Source organism: Streptomyces sp. NPDC098789 (genome assembly GCF_044759975.1).
Taxonomy (GTDB): domain Bacteria; phylum Actinomycetota; class Actinomycetes; order Streptomycetales; family Streptomycetaceae; genus Streptomyces.
This window is the reverse complement of record NZ_JBIWAJ010000027.1, coordinates 61,083-77,189: the sequence shown is the minus strand read 5'-3', so window position 1 is coordinate 77,189 and position 16,107 is coordinate 61,083. Positions and strand designations below refer to the sequence as shown.

Sequence of the window (16,107 nt, the reverse complement as noted above, 5' to 3'; positions counted from 1 at the left end):
AACCCATGCCCATCGCCCCGGCCCTGCTGGAGGACTGGCTCCGCGAGCGGTACTTCACCACCACCTACGACATCAGCAGCAGCGGCGTCGAGAACTACACCGTCGACCAGGTGCTCGCCCTGGCCGGGACCACCGCCGCCTCCCTCGGCGGGGTCATGTTCCGCGACAGCCACTCGCTGGGCGGGGAGCCGCTGCGCGCGGCCCTCGCCGAGCGGTACGACACCGACCCCGGCTCGGTGATCGCCACGCAGGGCTCCAGCGAGGCCATCTACCTGGTCATGCACGCCCTGCTGAAGGCCGGCGACGAGGTCGTGGTGCAGACCCCCGCCTACCACGCACTGGTCGAGGTGGCCGCCTCGCTGGGCTGCCGACTCGTGCCCTGGGCGATGCGCACCGAGGACGGCGTGGTCACCAACGAGGACGAACTCCTCTCCCTGATCACGCCGGACACCGCCATGGTCGTGGTCAACTTCCCGCACAACCCGACCGGCGCCACCGTCACCGAGGACCAGCAGGCCGCGATCATCGAGACCTGCGCCCGCCACGACACCTGGCTCGCCTGGGACAATGCCTTCCAGCACCTGGTGTACGACCGCCGGCCGCTGCCCGACCCGACCGCCCGCTACCCCCGGGCGATCTCCTTCGGCACCCTCTCCAAGGCGTACGGACTCCCGGGCCTGCGGGTCGGCTGGGCCCTGGCCGCGCCCGAGGTCCTGGCGGGCTGCGTGCGCCGTCGCGACTACACCAGCCTGGCCCTGTCGCCGCTCGTCGAAGCCGTGGCCACGCACGCCGTCCGGCACGCCGACGACCTGATGCGCCCCCGCCTCGCCCAGGCCACCGCCAACCGGGCCGTGCTGGCCGACTGGCTGGCCGCGCACCGCGACCGGGTCTCCGCCGACCTCCCGGCCGGCGGGGTCACCGCCTTCCCCGAGCTGACCACCGTGGCCGACGTGAGCGCCTTCGCCGACCGGCTCGACCGCGAGCACGGCGTGCTGGTCGTACCCGGCGCCTGCTTCGGCGCACCGCGGCACATCCGACTCGGCTTCGGCGGACCCGCCGACGAGCTGACCGCCGGGCTCGACCGGCTCGCCGCGCTGCTGCCCGACCCGCGCTGAGCACCGCGCCCTCCGCACCCGCACTCTGCAGACCCGATTCCCGAGGTGATCCACCCCATGCACACCCTCACACTCGACCCCGTCGACGCCGACGCGATCAGCGTCCTGCTCGACGAACTCGCCGAGCGGCACGACAGCGTCGAGGACCAGGCGCTCCAGGACGAACTGACCGTCCAGTCGCACCGGTTGCCGCTCGCACTGCGCCGCTTCCTCACCGACTTCCGACTGCACGAGCCCGCCGGAGCCTGCGTGGTCTCCGGCTACCGCGTCGACCAGGACCGCATCGGCGCCACCCCCGCGCACTGGCAGCACCGCACCGGGGTCTCCCCGGCGCTGCGCGAGGAGATCTTCCTGCTGCTGTGCGGCGCGCTGCTCGGCGAACCGGTCGCCTGGGCCACCCAGCAGGACGGCTACCTGGTGCACGACGTCCTGCCGGTCAAGGGCCACGAGGACGAGCAGATCGGCACCGGCAGCAACCAGACCATCTTCTGGCACGTCGAGGACGCCTTCCACCCCTACCGGGGCGACTACGTGGGCCTGCTCTGCCTGCGCAACCCGGACCGGGTGCCGACCACCTTCGTCGGGGTCCAGGACCTGGAGATCTCCGCCGAGGACCGGCGGGTGCTGGCCGAGCCGCGCTTCTACATGCTGCCCGACAACTCGCACCTGCAGATGCTCGACGCCGGCCCCGGTCGCCCCCTGGAGGGCGGTACGCGGCTGCTGGACGCGGCCTACGAGCGCCTGAAGCAGATGCGCGACGACGCGGCCCCGGTCCCCGTGCTGTTCGGCTCGGAGACCGACCCGTACCTGTGCCTGGACCCGTACTTCATGGACCTGGACCGACTGGACCCGCAGGCCCGCGGCGCCCTCCAGCGGCTCTCCGACGAGATCGACCGCCGCCTCGGCGGCGCGGCGCTCGACACCGGCGAGATCGTCTTCGTCGACAACTACCGTGCGGTGCACGGACGCAGCTCCTTCGCGGCCCGCTTCGACGGCACCGACCGCTGGCTCAAGCGGGTCAACGTCGCCCGCGACCTGCGCAAGTCCCGCGACGCGCGGGCCACCGCCGCCTCCCGCGTCCTGTTCTGACCGGGACCGGTCGGCCGCGCCCACCGCGTCCGCCGCCGACAGTACTCCGCACACCACCCACGGCCCTAGGGCCTGTCGTCGAAGTCGCGTCTGCCCCGCGGCGTCCGGCACGCACTCTCGCTCCACCGGGCGAAAACCCGAGTACGACCAGTACACGGGCTTCCGCCCGGCGGACCGAGAGCACGCACCAGACGCCGCGGGGCCGCCCTCCGGGCGACGACCCGACTTCGACGACAGGCCCCAGGGCCTCAGGGCCCAACAGACCTTCTCCGGGGAGAGAACCGTGAGCACCACCCAGATCGCCGCCGACGCCACCACCGCCGACACCGCCCGCCGCATCGCCGAGCTGTCGCCCGAGCTGCGGGCCCGGCTGGAGGCCCGTCTGCGCGAGCGGTCGGCCGGCCGCCCGGCCGCACCCACCGGTGTGCCGCGCCGCCCCGAAGGGGCGCCGGCGCCGCTCTCCCTCACCCAGGAGCAGATCTGGCTGGCCCAGCAGCTCGCCCCGCGATCGGCCGCGTACAACGTGCCGATGGCGCTGACCTGCACCGGCCCCCTCGATGTCGCACGCCTGGCCCGGGCCTTCCGCACGGTGATCGACCGGCACGAGGTGCTGCGCACCACCTTCGCCCCCGGCGCCGACGGCCTGCCCGTCCAACACGTGCACCGGGAGGCCGGGTTCGTCCTCCCGGTGACGGACCTGCGGGACCTGACGGCGGCCGAGCGGGCGGAGCGGGTGCGCGCCCGGCTGACCGAGGAGGCGAACACCCCCTTCGACCTGGCGACCGGACCGCTGCTGCGGGCCGCACTGCTGCGCACCGGCGAGCAGGAACACGTCCTCCTCCTGACGATCCACCACATCGCCGCCGACGCCTGGTCGGTGAACGTGCTCCTCGCCGAGGCAGGGGCGGCCTACCGGCTGGCGGACGCGGCCGTCGCGGCGCTGCCCCCGCTGCCCGTGCAGTACGCCGACTTCGCCACCTGGCAGCGCGGCCGCCTCGACGGAGCGGCTCACCAGGAGAGCCTCGGCTACTGGCGGCAGCGGCTCGCCGGCCTGACGGACACCCCGCCGCGCGCCACCGCCACCGGCCGCCCCGAGGGCGCCGCCGCGGCCGGCACGCACACCCTGGAGCTGCCCGCCGAGATCGCGACCGGCCTGCGCGACCTGGCCGCCCGGCACCGCACCACCCTCTTCACGGTGTCCCTGGCGGCCCTCCAGGTCCTCCTGCACCGGTACGGCGGCGGCGCCGACCCGGTGATCGCCACCCCGGTCGGCGGGCGCGGGCGCAGCGAACTGGAAGGCCTGATCGGCTGCTTCGTCAACACCCTGCTGCTGCGCGGCGACCTCTCCGGCCGGCCGACCTTCGCCGCCGTGCTGGACCGGGCCACCGAAGCCACCCGACGCGACTTCCAGCACCAGGAAGTGCCCTTCGAGCAGCTGGCCGCCGAGCTGCGCGCCGGCTCGCCGGACGGACTGGCGCGCACCATGCTCGTACTCGACCAGGGCGCCCCGCAGGCCGCCCCGGACACCGCCGACGCCGGTGAACTGGTCCTGCGCCCGCTGGACGGGACCGGCCCGGCCGACGCCAAGCGGGACCTGACCTTCACCGTCTCGGAGACCGGCGACACGCTGACGCTGACCCTCGTCCACCGCGCCGACCGCTACGAGGAGCGCTCCGCCCGGCGGCTGCTGGCCCACTACGCCACCCTGCTGCGCGAGGTCTGCGCCGACCCGCACCGCCCGGTCGCCCACCTCCCGCTGCTGGCCGAGGACGAGCGCACGCTGCTGCTCGACACCTGGAACGCCACCGCCCTCGACGTGCCCGCCGGGACCTTCCACGGACGCTTCGCCGAACAGGCCGCCCGCACCCCGCACGCCGTCGCGGTGGTCGGCGCCGACGCCACCCACACCTACCGCGAACTGGACCGGCTGGCCAACCGCCTCGCCCACCACCTGAGCGGGCTCGGCGTCAACGCCGAGACCCCCGTCGGCATCTGCCTCGAACGCGGCGCCTGGACGGTCGTCGCCCTGCTCGCCGTGCTCAAGGCCGGCGGCTGCTACGTCCCGGTCGACCCGGCCCAGCCGCAGGAGCGGATGGCGATGATGCTCGCCGACACCGCCGCCCCCGTGGTGATCACCCGGCGCGACCTCGCCGACCGGCTCCCGGAGGGCGTGCGGGCGGTCGCGGTCGAGGAACTGACCCTCGACGCGGCCCCCGACACCGCCCCCGCGGTGACCGTCGACCCCGGCCAGGCCGCCTACGTGCTCTTCACCTCCGGCTCCACCGGACGGCCCAAGGGCGTGGTCGTCGAGCACCGCCAGGTGCTCAACTACCACACCGCGGTCGGGTCCGCGCTGGGCCTGGAGCCCGCCGCATACGCGATGGTCCAGCCGTTCACCTTCGACTCCTGCGTCACGGTCCTGGCCTCCGCGCTCCTGGGCGGCGGCACGCTGCACATGGTGGACGCCGACACCGCCTCGGACGGCCGGCTGCTGGCCGCCTACTTCGCCGAGCACGCGATCGACTACCTGAAGATCAGCCCCTCCCACCTCGCGGCCCTGGAGGGCCCGGGCGGCGCCCACCGGGTCCTGCCCCGCCGCGGCCTGATCCTCGGCGGCGAGGGCTCGACCAGCACCTTTGTGGGCGACCTGTTGGAGCGGGCCGAGTGCGCGGTCCTCAACCACTACGGCCCGACCGAGACCACCGTCGGCGTGACCACCCACCGCCCGCGCGCCGCCGAACTCGCCGGCTCCCCGACCGTGCCGATCGGCCGGCCGCTGGGCAACGTCCGGGCGTACGTCCTGGACGAGCGGGGCGAGCCGGTCCCGGTCGGCGTGCCGGGCGAGCTCTTCATCGGCGGCGCCCAGGTCACCCGCGGCTACCTGGGCCGCCCGGGCCTGACCGCCGAGCGGTTCGTGCCCGACCCGGCCGGCGCCCCCGGCGCCCGGATGTACCGCACCGGCGACCTGACCCGCCGACTGCCGGAAGGCGAGATCGAGTTCCTCGGCCGCCTGGACGACCAGGTCAAGATCCGCGGCTTCCGGATCGAGCTGGGCGAGGTGGAGGCGGCGCTGGCCGCCCTGGCGCCGGTGGCCGCGTCGGCCGCGGTGGTCCGCGAGGACCGGCCGGGGGACCGTCAACTCGTCGGCTACGTCGTCCCGCAGCCCGGCGTCGACCTCGAACCGCCGTCCCTGCGCAGCGAGTTGTCGAAGGCACTGCCCGGCTACATGGTGCCGTCCGCGCTGGTCGTCCTCGACGCGCTGCCGCTCACCGCGCACAACAAGCTGGACCGCCGGGCCCTGCCCGCCCCCGCACGCCAGGAGGCCGCCGCCGGGCGTCCCCCGCGCGACGAGCACGAGGCCGCCCTGTGCCGGGTCTTCGCCGAGGTGCTGGGCACCGAGCGCGAGCCGGGCATCGACGAGAGCTTCTTCGACCTCGGCGGCCACTCGCTGCTGGCGATGCGGTTGGTGGCCGCGGTGCGGGGCGAGTTGGGCGCGGAGGTGGGTGTCCGTGACGTGTTCGAGGCGCCGACCGTGGCCCTGCTGGCCGAGCTGATCGCCGGGTCCGGCCCCGCCACCACCCTGGCACCCCTCGTCCGGGCGGAGCGCCCGGAGGTCCTGCCCCTCTCCTTCGCCCAGCGGCGCCTGCGCTTCCTCAACACCATGGAGGGCGACACCAGCGCCTACGCGATGCCGGTGGTGTTGCGGTTGGCGGAGGCGGTGGACGCGGTGGCGTTGCAGGCGGCGTTGGACGATGTGGTGGAGCGGCACGAGACGTTGCGGACGGTGTTCCCGGAGTCGGGTGGTGAGCCGTGCCAGGTGGTGTTGCCGGCGGCTGCGGGTCTGGTGCCGTTGGAGGTGGTGGTGACGGACGAGGGTGGTGCGCGGGAGCGGATCGCCGAACTGTCCGCGCGGCCTTTCGATCTGTCGTCGGAGTTGCCGTTGCGTGCCGCGCTGTTCGTGTTGGGCGAGCGGGAGCACGTGTTGGTGGTGGTGTTGCACCACATCGCGGGTGACGGTTTGTCGATGGGTCCGTTGACGCGGGACGTGACGGACGCGTATCGGGCTCGGGTGCGGGGTGAGGTGCCGGGGTGGTCGCCGTTGCCGGTGCAGTACGCGGACTTCGCGTTGTGGCAGCACCGTGTTCTGGGGGATCCGCAGACGCCGGGGACGGTGTTGAACGAGCAGTTGGCTTTCTGGAGCGACGAGTTGGCGGGGTTGCCGGAGGAGATCGCGCTTCCGGTGGACCGTTCGCGGCCGGTGCGTCCGTCTCATCGGGCGCGGGTGCACACGGGGTTCACGGATCGTGGGGTGCATGCGCGGTTGGCGGCGCATGCGCGGGGTGAGCGGGCGACGGTGTTCCATGCGGTGCACGCGGCTCTGGCGGTGTTGTTGACGCGCAACGGTGCGGGTGTGGATGTGCCGATCGGTACGCCGACTGCGGGTCGTGGGCACCGTGAGCTGGACGGTTTGATCGGATTCTTTGTGAACACGTTGGTGTTGCGGACGGACACGCGTGGCAATCCGACGCACACGGAGCTGCTGGGTCGTGCGCGTGAGGTGAACCTGGCGGCGCTCTCGCACCAGGACCTGCCGTTCGAGCGTGTGGTGGAGGCGTTGAATCCGGGGCGTGCTCCGCACCGGCACCCGCTTTTCCAGACCGTCCTCACTTTCAACAGCGTGACCGGGACTGCCGAGGAGCAGGGCGGGGGTGAGAGTGATGTCGCGTCCGAGGGTGCGGTGAAGTTCGACCTGTCGTTCACGGTGACCGAGCACCACGACGCCGAGGGCGCCGCGGGCGGGTTGACCGTGACGATCGAGTACGCGGCCGATCTCTTCGAGCCCGCGACGATCGCCCGGCTGGCGGAGCAGTTCCAGCGCATCCTGCGCGCCGCCGCCGAGCACCCCGACACCCGCCTCCAGGACATCGACCTGCTGGGCGCGACCGGCCGCACCGAACTGGCCGCCCTGGCCACGGGAGCGGTGCACCCGCTCCCCGCGCTCGCCCTGCCCGAACTCTTCGCCGCCCAGGTCGCCCGTACCCCCGACGCCACCGCCGTGGTCTGCGAGAGCGGCAGCCTCAGCTACGCCCAGCTCGACACCGCCACCGACCGGCTCGCCCGCCACCTCACCGCCCTCGGCGCGGGCCCGGAGCACCGGGTCGCCCTGCTGATGCGGCGCTCGGCGGCGCTCGTGACCAGCACGCTCGCCGTGGTGCGGGCGGGCGGCGCGTACGTGCCGCTGTCCGAGAGCTGGCCCGACGAGCGCGTCGCCCTCGTCCTGGCCGACACCGGCGCCGAACTGCTGCTGGTGGACGCGGCCACCCGCGACCTGCCGGTCGTACGGGCCCGCGCCGCCGCCGGGGTGCGGGTGGTGGACGTCAGCGCCCCGCTGCCGGACGCCCCCGCCCGCCCCGTCCCCGCGGTCCAGCCGGACCGGCTCGCCTACGTGATGTACACCTCCGGATCCACCGGCACCCCCAAGGGCGTAGCCGTCACCCACGCGGACGTCGCCGCGCTGGCCACCGACCGCTGGTGGCAGCGGTTCGGTCACCACGAGCGGGTGCTCTTCCACTCCCCGCAGGCCTTCGACGCCGCCACCTACGAGCTGTGGGTGCCGCTGCTGAGCGGCGGCCAGGTCGTGGTCGCGCCCGCCGGCGATCTGGACGCCGAGCGGATCGGGCGACTGGTCGCCGAGCACCGGATCACGGCGCTCTGGCTCACCGCGGGCCTGTTCCGGCTGCTCGCCGAAGACGCTCCGCAGAGCCTGGCCGGCGTGCGCGAGGTCATGACCGGCGGAGACGTGGTCCCGGCGGCCGCCGTGCGCCGCGTGCTCGCCGCCCACCCGGGGCTGCGGGTGGTCGACGGCTACGGCCCGACCGAGACCACCGTCTTCGCCACCCGGCACTCCATCACCGCCGGGGACCCGCTCGGCGCCACCGTGCCGATCGGCCGCCCGCTGGACAACATGCGCGTCCAGGCGCTGGACCCGACGCTGCGACAGGTCCCGCCCGGCGTGCCCGGCGAACTGTTCATCGCCGGCGCGGGACTGGCCCGGGGTTATCTGGGGCGGCCGGGGTTGACGGCGGAGCGGTTCCTGCCGGATCCCTTCGGTGAGCCGGGTGGGCGGATGTACCGCACGGGTGACCTGGGGCGTTGGCAGTACGACGAGCGGGGTGAGGGGCGGCTGGAGTTCCTGGGTCGTACCGACGACCAGATCAAGCTGCGCGGTTTCCGGATCGAACCGGCGGAGATCGAGGCCCACTTCACGGGTCGCGGTGACATCGCGCAGGCCGCGGTGCTGCTGCGCGAGGACAACCCGGGCGATCAGCGCCTGGTCGCCTACCTGGTCCCCGCCGCCGACCCCGCCGCCGGTTCGGGTGCGGTGCCGGACGCGGCGGAGCTGCGCGCGTACGCCGCCGCGCACCTGCCCGCCTATCTGGTGCCCTCCGCCGTGGTCCTGCTGGACACGCTCCCGCTCACTCCGAACGGCAAGCTGGACCGCCGGGCTCTGCCGGCCCCCACCACGACGACCGCCCCCACGAGGGCCCCGCGCACCCCGCGGGAAGAGGTCCTCTGCGGCCTCTTCGCCAGCACCCTCGCCGTCGACCACGTCGGCATCGACGACAACTTCTTCGACCTCGGCGGCCACTCCCTGCTGGCGATGCGGTTGGTGGCCGCGGTGCGGGGCGAGTTGGGCGTGGAGGTGGGTGTCCGTGACGTGTTCGAGGCGCCGACGGTGGCCCTGCTGGCCGAGCTGATCGGCGACGCCGACACCGCCGCCGCGGTGGCGCCGCTGACCCGCGTCGAGCCCCGCCCGGAGTCCGTACCGCTCTCCTACGCGCAGGCCCGGCTGTGGTTCCTCAACCGGATGGAGGAGACCGAGCGCGCCTCGTACAACATCCCGGTGGTGTTGCGGTTGGCGGAGGCGGTGGACGCGGTGGCGTTGCAGGCCGCGTTGGACGATGTGGTGGAGCGGCACGAGACGTTGCGGACGGTGTTCCCGGAGTCGGGTGGTGAGCCGTGCCAGGTGGTGTTGCCGGCGGCTGCCGCTCTGGTGCCGTTGGAGGTGGTGGTGACGGACGAGGGTGGTGCGCGGGAGCGGATCGCGGAGTTGTCCGCGCGGCCTTTCGATCTGTCGTCGGAGTTGCCTTTGCGTGCCGCGCTGTTCGTGTTGGGCGAGCGGGAGCACGTGTTGGTGGTGGTGTTGCACCACATCGCGGGCGACGGTTTGTCGATGGGTCCGTTGACGCGGGACGTGACGGATGCGTATCGGGCTCGGGTGCGGGGTGAGGTTCCGGGGTGGGCGCCGTTGCCGGTGCAGTACGCGGACTTCGCGTTGTGGCAGCACCGGTATCTGGGTGATCCGCAGACGCCGGGGACGGTGTTGAACGAGCAGTTGGCGTTCTGGAGCGACGAGTTGGCGGGGTTGCCGGAGGAGATCGCGCTTCCGGTGGACCGTTCCCGGTCGGTGCGGCCTACGCTGCGGGCTCGGGTGCACACCGGGTTCGTCGACGGTGTGGTGCACGGGAAGCTGGCGGCGCATGCGCGGGGTGAGCGGGCGACGGTGTTCCACGCGGTGCACGCGGCTCTGGCGGTGTTGTTGACGCGCAACGGTGCGGGGACGGACGTGACGATCGGTACGCCGACTGCGGGTCGTGGGCACCGTGAGCTGGACGGTTTGATCGGATTCTTCGTGAACACGTTGGTGTTGCGGACGGACACGCGTGGCAATCCGACGCACACGGAGCTGCTGGGTCGTGCGCGTGAGGTGAACCTGGCGGCGCTCTCGCACCAGGACCTGCCGTTCGAGCGTGTGGTGGAGGCCCTGAATCCGGGCCGTGCTCCGCACCGGCACCCGCTCTTCCAGACCGTCCTCACCTTCAACAGCGCCGCCGGATCCGCCGACGGCCATGGTGAGAGCGATGTCGCGTCGGAGGGCGCGGCGAAGTTCGACCTGTCGTTCACGGTGACCGAGCACCACGACGCCGAGGGCGCCGAGGGCGGGTTGACCGTGACCATCGAGTACGCGACCGACCTGTTCGATCCCACCACCATCGCCCGGCTGGCGGAGCAGTTCCAGCGCATCCTGCGCGCCGCCGCCGAGCACCCCGACACCCGCCTCCACGACATCGACCTGCTCGCCGAGCACGAGCGCCGGGCCCTGTTCACCGACTGGAACGGCCCGTCGCGCGCCCTCCCCGGCCGCACCCTGCCGGAGCTGTTCGCCGCCCAGGTCGCCCGTACCCCCGACGCCACCGCCGTCGTCTGCGAGAGCGGCAGCCTCAGCTACGCCCAGCTCGACACCGCCGCCAACCGCCTGGCCCGCCACCTGGTGGCCCGGGGAGCGGGCCCGGAGCGCCTGGTCGCGCTGGCCGTGCCGCGCTCTGTGGAGACCCTGGTCTCCGTGCTGGCGGTGCTCAAGTCCGGGGCGGCGTACCTGCCGATCGACCTCACCCACCCCGGCGAGCGGATCGCCTACACCCTGGCCGACGCCCGACCGCTGTGCGTCCTCACCACCGTCGGGGCGGCCGGACAACTGCCCGTCACCGAGGACCCGCTCCTGCTGCTCGACGCGCCGGACACGGCCGCCGCGCTGGCCGCCCTGCCCGCGCACGACCTCACCGACCACGACCGGTCCGCTCCGCTGTCGCTGCGCAACCCGGCCTACGTGATCTACACCTCGGGCTCCACCGGACGCCCCAAGGGCGTCGTGGTCGAGCACCACTCCCTGGACGCCTACCTCGCCTGGGCCCGTGAGGCGTACGCCGGCGTCGCCGGCCGGGCCCTGGTCCACTCGCCGGTCTCCTTCGACCTCACCGTGACCGGCCTGTTCGCCCCGCTGACCAGTGGTGGCGCCGTACAGCTCATCGAGCTGGACGAGCGCGCGGCCACGGCGGGGGAGTGGGAGCGCCCGACCTTCGTCAAGGCCACGCCGAGCCACCTGGCCCTGCTGACCGCACTGCCCGAGCGCTTCTCGCCCAGCGAGCAGCTCGTGCTCGGCGGGGAATCGCTGATGGGAGAGGTGCTGGACGAGTGGCGGCGCCACCACCCCGGTGCCACCGTGATCAACGAGTACGGCCCGACCGAGACCACGGTCGGCTGCACCGAGTTCCGCATCGAGCCCGGCGACACCGCGCCCTCCGGCGTGATCACCATCGGGCGTCCGATCTGGAACACCCGGATGTACGTGCTGGACGAGTCCTTCCGGGCGCTTCCGGTCGGGGTCGGCGGCGAGCTCTTCATCGCCGGCGACCTGGTGACCCGGGGTTATCTGGGGCGTCCGGGGCTGACGGCGGAGCGGTTCCTGCCGGATCCCTTCGGTGAGCCGGGTGGGCGGATGTACCGCACGGGTGACCTGGGGCGTTGGCAGTACGACGAGCGGGGTGAGGGGCGGCTGGAGTTCCTGGGTCGTACCGACGACCAGATCAAGCTGCGCGGTTTCCGGATCGAACCGGCGGAGATCGAGGCCCACTTCACGGGCCGCGGTGACATCGCGCAGGCCGCGGTGCTGCTGCGCGAGGACAACCCGGGCGATCAGCGCCTGGTCGCCTACCTGGTCCCCGCCGCCGACCCCGCCGCCGGTTCGGGTGCGGTGCCGGACGCGGCGGAGCTGCGCGCGTACGCCGCCGCGCACCTGCCCGCCTATCTGGTGCCCTCCGCCGTGGTCCTGCTGGACACGCTCCCGCTCACTCCCAACGGCAAGCTCGACCGCCGGGCCCTGCCCGCCCCCACCACGACCACCGCCCCCACGAGGGCCCCGCGCACCCCGCGGGAAGACGTCCTCTGCGGCCTCTTCGCCACCACCCTCGCCGTCGACCACGTCGGCATCGACGACAACTTCTTCGACCTCGGCGGCCACTCCCTGCTCGCCGCCCGACTCACCGCCCGGGTCCGTGAGGAACTCGGTGTCGAGATCGGCCTGCGGGCCCTCTTCGAGACCCCCACCGTGGCCCTGTTGGCCGAGCGGATCGGCGCTGACGGCGGCGCCGGATCCTCCGACGGCCTGGGGCAGATGCTGGCGCTGCGCACCGGCGGCACCCGTGCCCCGCTCTTCGCCGTGCACCCCGGCGGCGGCCTCGGCTGGTGCTACTCGGGCCTCGCCCGCCACCTGGACCGCGACCGGCCGCTGTTCGCCCTCCAGGCCCGTGGTCTCGACGGCGTGGGTGAACTGCCGGGCTCCGTACCCGAGATGGCGGCCGATTACCTGCGCCTGATCCGCGAGGTCCAGCCCGAGGGCCCGTACCACCTGCTCGGCTGGTCCTTCGGCGGTACGGTCGCGCACGAGCTGGCGCGACAGCTGCAGGAGGCGGGCGAGGAGGTCGCGCTGCTGGCGATGCTCGACTCGCACCCGACGGGCCGCTTCCGGCACGCCGGCCGCCCCAGCGCCAAGGAGATCCTCTCCCTCGCGCTGGACGGACTCGACCTCGACGGGCTGGACGCCCTCGCAGCCACCGCCCCGGAGGACGGCGAGGAGGCCCTGGGTGACGGTCTGCCCGGTGCCACGGCCGTGCTGGAGCTGCTGCGGGAGCGCGGCAGCGTGCTGGGCGGCCTGGATCCGGCGGCGCTGGTTCGGCTGGTGCGGGTGACGGCCAACAACATCGCGCTGGCCCAGGGTGAGCGGCCGGGCCGCTACCGGGGTCCCGTGCTCTTCTTCGAAGCCCTGCCGGGCCGGGGCGCCGACGGCACCCCGCTGGCCGAGCTGTGGGCCGCGCACGTGGACGGCCCGGTCGAGAACCACCCGCTGGACATCCCGCACAGCCGCTTCACCACCCCCGAGGCACTCGCCGAGATCGGCCCGGTCCTCGCCGCCCACCTGCGCTGACCGGCCGCCCCGAGGGTGACGCGTCCGGCGTCCGGCGTCCGGTGCCCGGTGCCCCACGCACCGGCGCCGGGCGCGCCGCCCGGCCCCGCCCCGCCACCCGCCCCGCCGCGCCCGACCGCATGCCGCCCGGCGCACTGCCCGGCCCCGTGTCGTCCCCCTCAGGCCCCGTTCCGCTTCGCCTCGCCCCGCTTCGCCTTGCCCCGCTTCGTCCTGCCCGGACGCGCTTTCCCCTGCCCGGCCCTCGGTACCGCCCCCCAGCCCGGCCCATGACGTCCCGTCCCGCCGCGGCCCCCGAACGGAGCTCACCCGTGCCCCTGCCCCTGACCCTGTCCCTCGCCCCGCCCCTGGTGGGCCTGCCATGACCACCTTCGCGCTCGTCTGGGCGGGCCGCCTGGTCACCGCACTCGGATCCAGCATCTCCGGCTTCGCCCTCGGCCTGTGGATCTATCAACAGACCGGCTCCGTCACCCAGTTCGCCACCGGATTGTTGCTCGCCTTCGCCCCGGGGATGCTGGCCGCCCCGGTCGCCGGGGTGCTGGTGGACCGGCACCGGCGCCGCATCGTACTGCTCTGCGCCGACGCGGTGGCCATGCTCGGAGCGGTGGCCCTGTTCGCCGCCCAAGCGACCGGGCACCTCGCCGTCTGGCAGGTGTACGCGGTCATCGTCGTCGAATCCTGTTGCGCGGCCTTCCAATGGCCCGCGCTCGCCGCCGCCGTCACCGGCATGGTCCGGCCCGAACAACGCGGCCGGGCCAGCGCGATGACCCAAACCGCGCTCGCCGGAGCCCAGTTGTTGGGTCCGATGCTCGCCGCCGTACTCCTCGGCGCGGGCGGGCTCCGCGCCGTCCTGGTGGTCGACGTCATCTCGTTCGCGCTGGGCGTGCTCACCCTGTTGGCCGCCCGCTTCCCCGAACCGCCCGGCTCCCCGAAACGCGCCGGACCGCACGAACAAGGCCCGGGCTGGCGAGCGGAGTTGACCGAAGGGCGCCGGCTGCTCACCAGCCAACCCGGATTGAAGTACCTGCTCCGCCTGGTCACGGTCCTCAACGCGGCCGAGGCCACCGCCACCGCCCTGCTGCTCCCCCTGGTCCTGGCGGCCACCCCCGAGGCGGACCAGAACGCCGCGGTGGCCATGGTCAGCACCGCCGGCGGGCTCGGCCTCGCGATCAGCAGCATCGCCATGTCCATCTGGGGGACCCCGCGCCGCCCGTTGGCCTGGGTCACCGCCGCGACCCTCGTGAGCGGCCTCGCGGTGCTCCAAGCCGGGTTCTTCCCGCGCCCGGTCCCGTTGGCGGCGGCGGCCTTCACCTTCTTCCTCGGCCTACCGGTGGTCAGTAGCTGTGCGCAGGTGCTCTGGCAGTCCGCGGTGGCGGCCGAGGCCCAGGGACGGGTCTTCGCCCTGCGGCGCATGTTCACCCAAGGCGGCATCCTGCTGGGCTACTTGCTGGCCGGACCGCTCGCCTCGCAGGTGTTCGGCCCGTTGGTGGACCCCGGCGGACCGCTCGCCGCCACCCTGGGCCGGCTGCTCGGCTCGACCCGCGACCGCGGCAGCGCCCTGCTCCTCTGCTGTACCGGACTGATCCTGGCCGTCACCGCCCTGATCGGGCGCCGCCACACCATCACCGCCCTGCCGGCGCCACCGGACGAGGGGGCGACGCCCACCGGGACGGCGTCAGCCGCGCGGGGCCCGTCACCCGCGGAACCGGACGGCGCGGCGGACGGGGCCGGGCCCCCGGTCGCCACGGGCCCTGCGGCCCGCCCCTGAGCGCCTGCGCACCGCATCCTCCGCCCCGCCCCGCCCCGACGGCCTGATCCGCCAAGGGGGTGTCCGACGGATGTCCGTGGGGAAGGAGCGGTGTCCGGTGCGTGCTCTCGGCGTGCCGAGCGGAAGTCCGCGTACTGGACGTACTCGGGCTTTCGGTCGGTGCGGCGAGAGTGCGTGCCGGGCGCCGCGACGCCGCGGACATCCGTCGGACACCCCCTAGGCTCGGGGTCCCGCGATCCTCCTCCACCGATCTCCCTCCCACCGATCCGGAGTCACTGTGATCTTCCGCCCCACCCTCGCGTCCGACCTCGACCGCTTCCTCCCGCTCATCGTCACCGACGCGGCGGGCGGGATGACCGCCGACACCTACACGACCCGGCTCGCCGCGGGCGAGTACCGCCCCGAGTGGACCTGGGTGGCCGAAGACGGTGCGGGCGGCGCACCGCTCGCCCTCGCGGTGTGGTGGGGAGGCCCGGACGACGCCCTGCCGAACGCCCTGGACGGCCTCTTCGTCGCCGAGTCGACCGGGCCCGCCGCCGAACGCACCGGATGGGCGGCGGAGTTGCTCGCCGCCGGACACGAGGCCTACGCCGCCGCCGGTGCGGATACCGCGCCCGACTACCACCTCTCCCTCCCCGGTGACTGGCGCGAACGGCCCGATGTGGTCGAGGCCGTGACCTGGCGGCGGGAAGCGGCCCGCCGCGCGGGGCTCCCGGTGTCGCTGGAGCGGCTGCGCTACGAATGGACGCCGCAGTGCGGTCTTCCGGAGCCCCAAGGGCGCCTGGTCTTCGCCGCCGAGCCCGACGACGAGGTCTTCGTCGACCTGTTCCGCCGGGTCCTGACGGACAGTCTGGACACGGACTCCACCAAGGAGGCCGAGAGCATGGGCGCCGAGGCCCAGGCCCGCGGGGACGTCGAGTTCTACCGCGACACGATGCCGGGGGACCGCTCCTGGTGGCGGGTCGCCCGTACGCCCGAGGGCGAGCCCGTCGGCTTCGGCCTCCCCTCCCGCAACCACGCCTTTCCGGTGGTCGGATACCTGGGCGTGGTCCCCGAGCACCGGGGTCATGGGTACGCCGACGAGATCCTCGCCGAGATCACCCGGATCCTGGTGGTCGAAACCGATCCGGAGAAGGTCCGCGCCGACACCGACCTGACCAACGTGCCGATGGCCGCTGCCTTCGAGCGGGTGGGCTACCGCAACGACGCCCGACGCCTGGTGCTGTCCGCGCACTGAGACGCGGGCCCGGCCACCGCCGTGCGAGCGGGTGGCCGAGATCGCGCGTCTATCCGGTGAATATCCTCCCTCGCTTCCA

5 protein-coding genes are annotated in these 16,107 nt (G+C 73.8%); all 5 read left to right on the top strand.

From position 1 onward, the window contains the following. Positions 1–5: 5 nt before the first annotated feature. The 5 genes from vioD (at position 6) to ACIQWR_RS36955 (ending at position 16,028) form a co-directional block, all read left to right on the top strand. A complete protein-coding gene (gene vioD, locus ACIQWR_RS36975) occupies positions 6–1,115 on the top strand; it encodes a capreomycidine synthase (RefSeq protein WP_404019098.1) in 1,110 nt (369 codons plus the stop codon). Positions 1,116–1,172: 57 nt separating this feature from the next. Beyond that, complete coding sequence (gene gntD / locus ACIQWR_RS36970; RefSeq protein WP_404019095.1) at positions 1,173–2,204, top strand: guanitoxin biosynthesis L-enduracididine beta-hydroxylase GntD; 1,032 nt, start codon at positions 1,173–1,175, stop codon at positions 2,202–2,204. 283 nt (positions 2,205–2,487) lie between these two features. Then, positions 2,488–13,026, top strand: coding sequence for an amino acid adenylation domain-containing protein (locus ACIQWR_RS36965; protein WP_404019093.1), 10,539 nt, complete (start codon positions 2,488–2,490; stop codon positions 13,024–13,026). A gap of 358 nt (positions 13,027–13,384) precedes the next feature. Continuing rightward, positions 13,385–14,791: an MFS transporter gene (locus ACIQWR_RS36960; protein WP_404019090.1), complete on the top strand. Its 1,407-nt coding sequence runs from the start codon at positions 13,385–13,387 to the stop codon at positions 14,789–14,791. Positions 14,792–15,068: 277 nt separating this feature from the next. Continuing rightward, the gene (locus tag ACIQWR_RS36955; protein WP_404019087.1) at positions 15,069–16,028 is read left to right on the top strand and encodes a GNAT family N-acetyltransferase; all 960 of its coding nucleotides are present in this window, start codon (positions 15,069–15,071) and stop codon (positions 16,026–16,028) included. Positions 16,029–16,107: the final 79 nt, after the last annotated feature.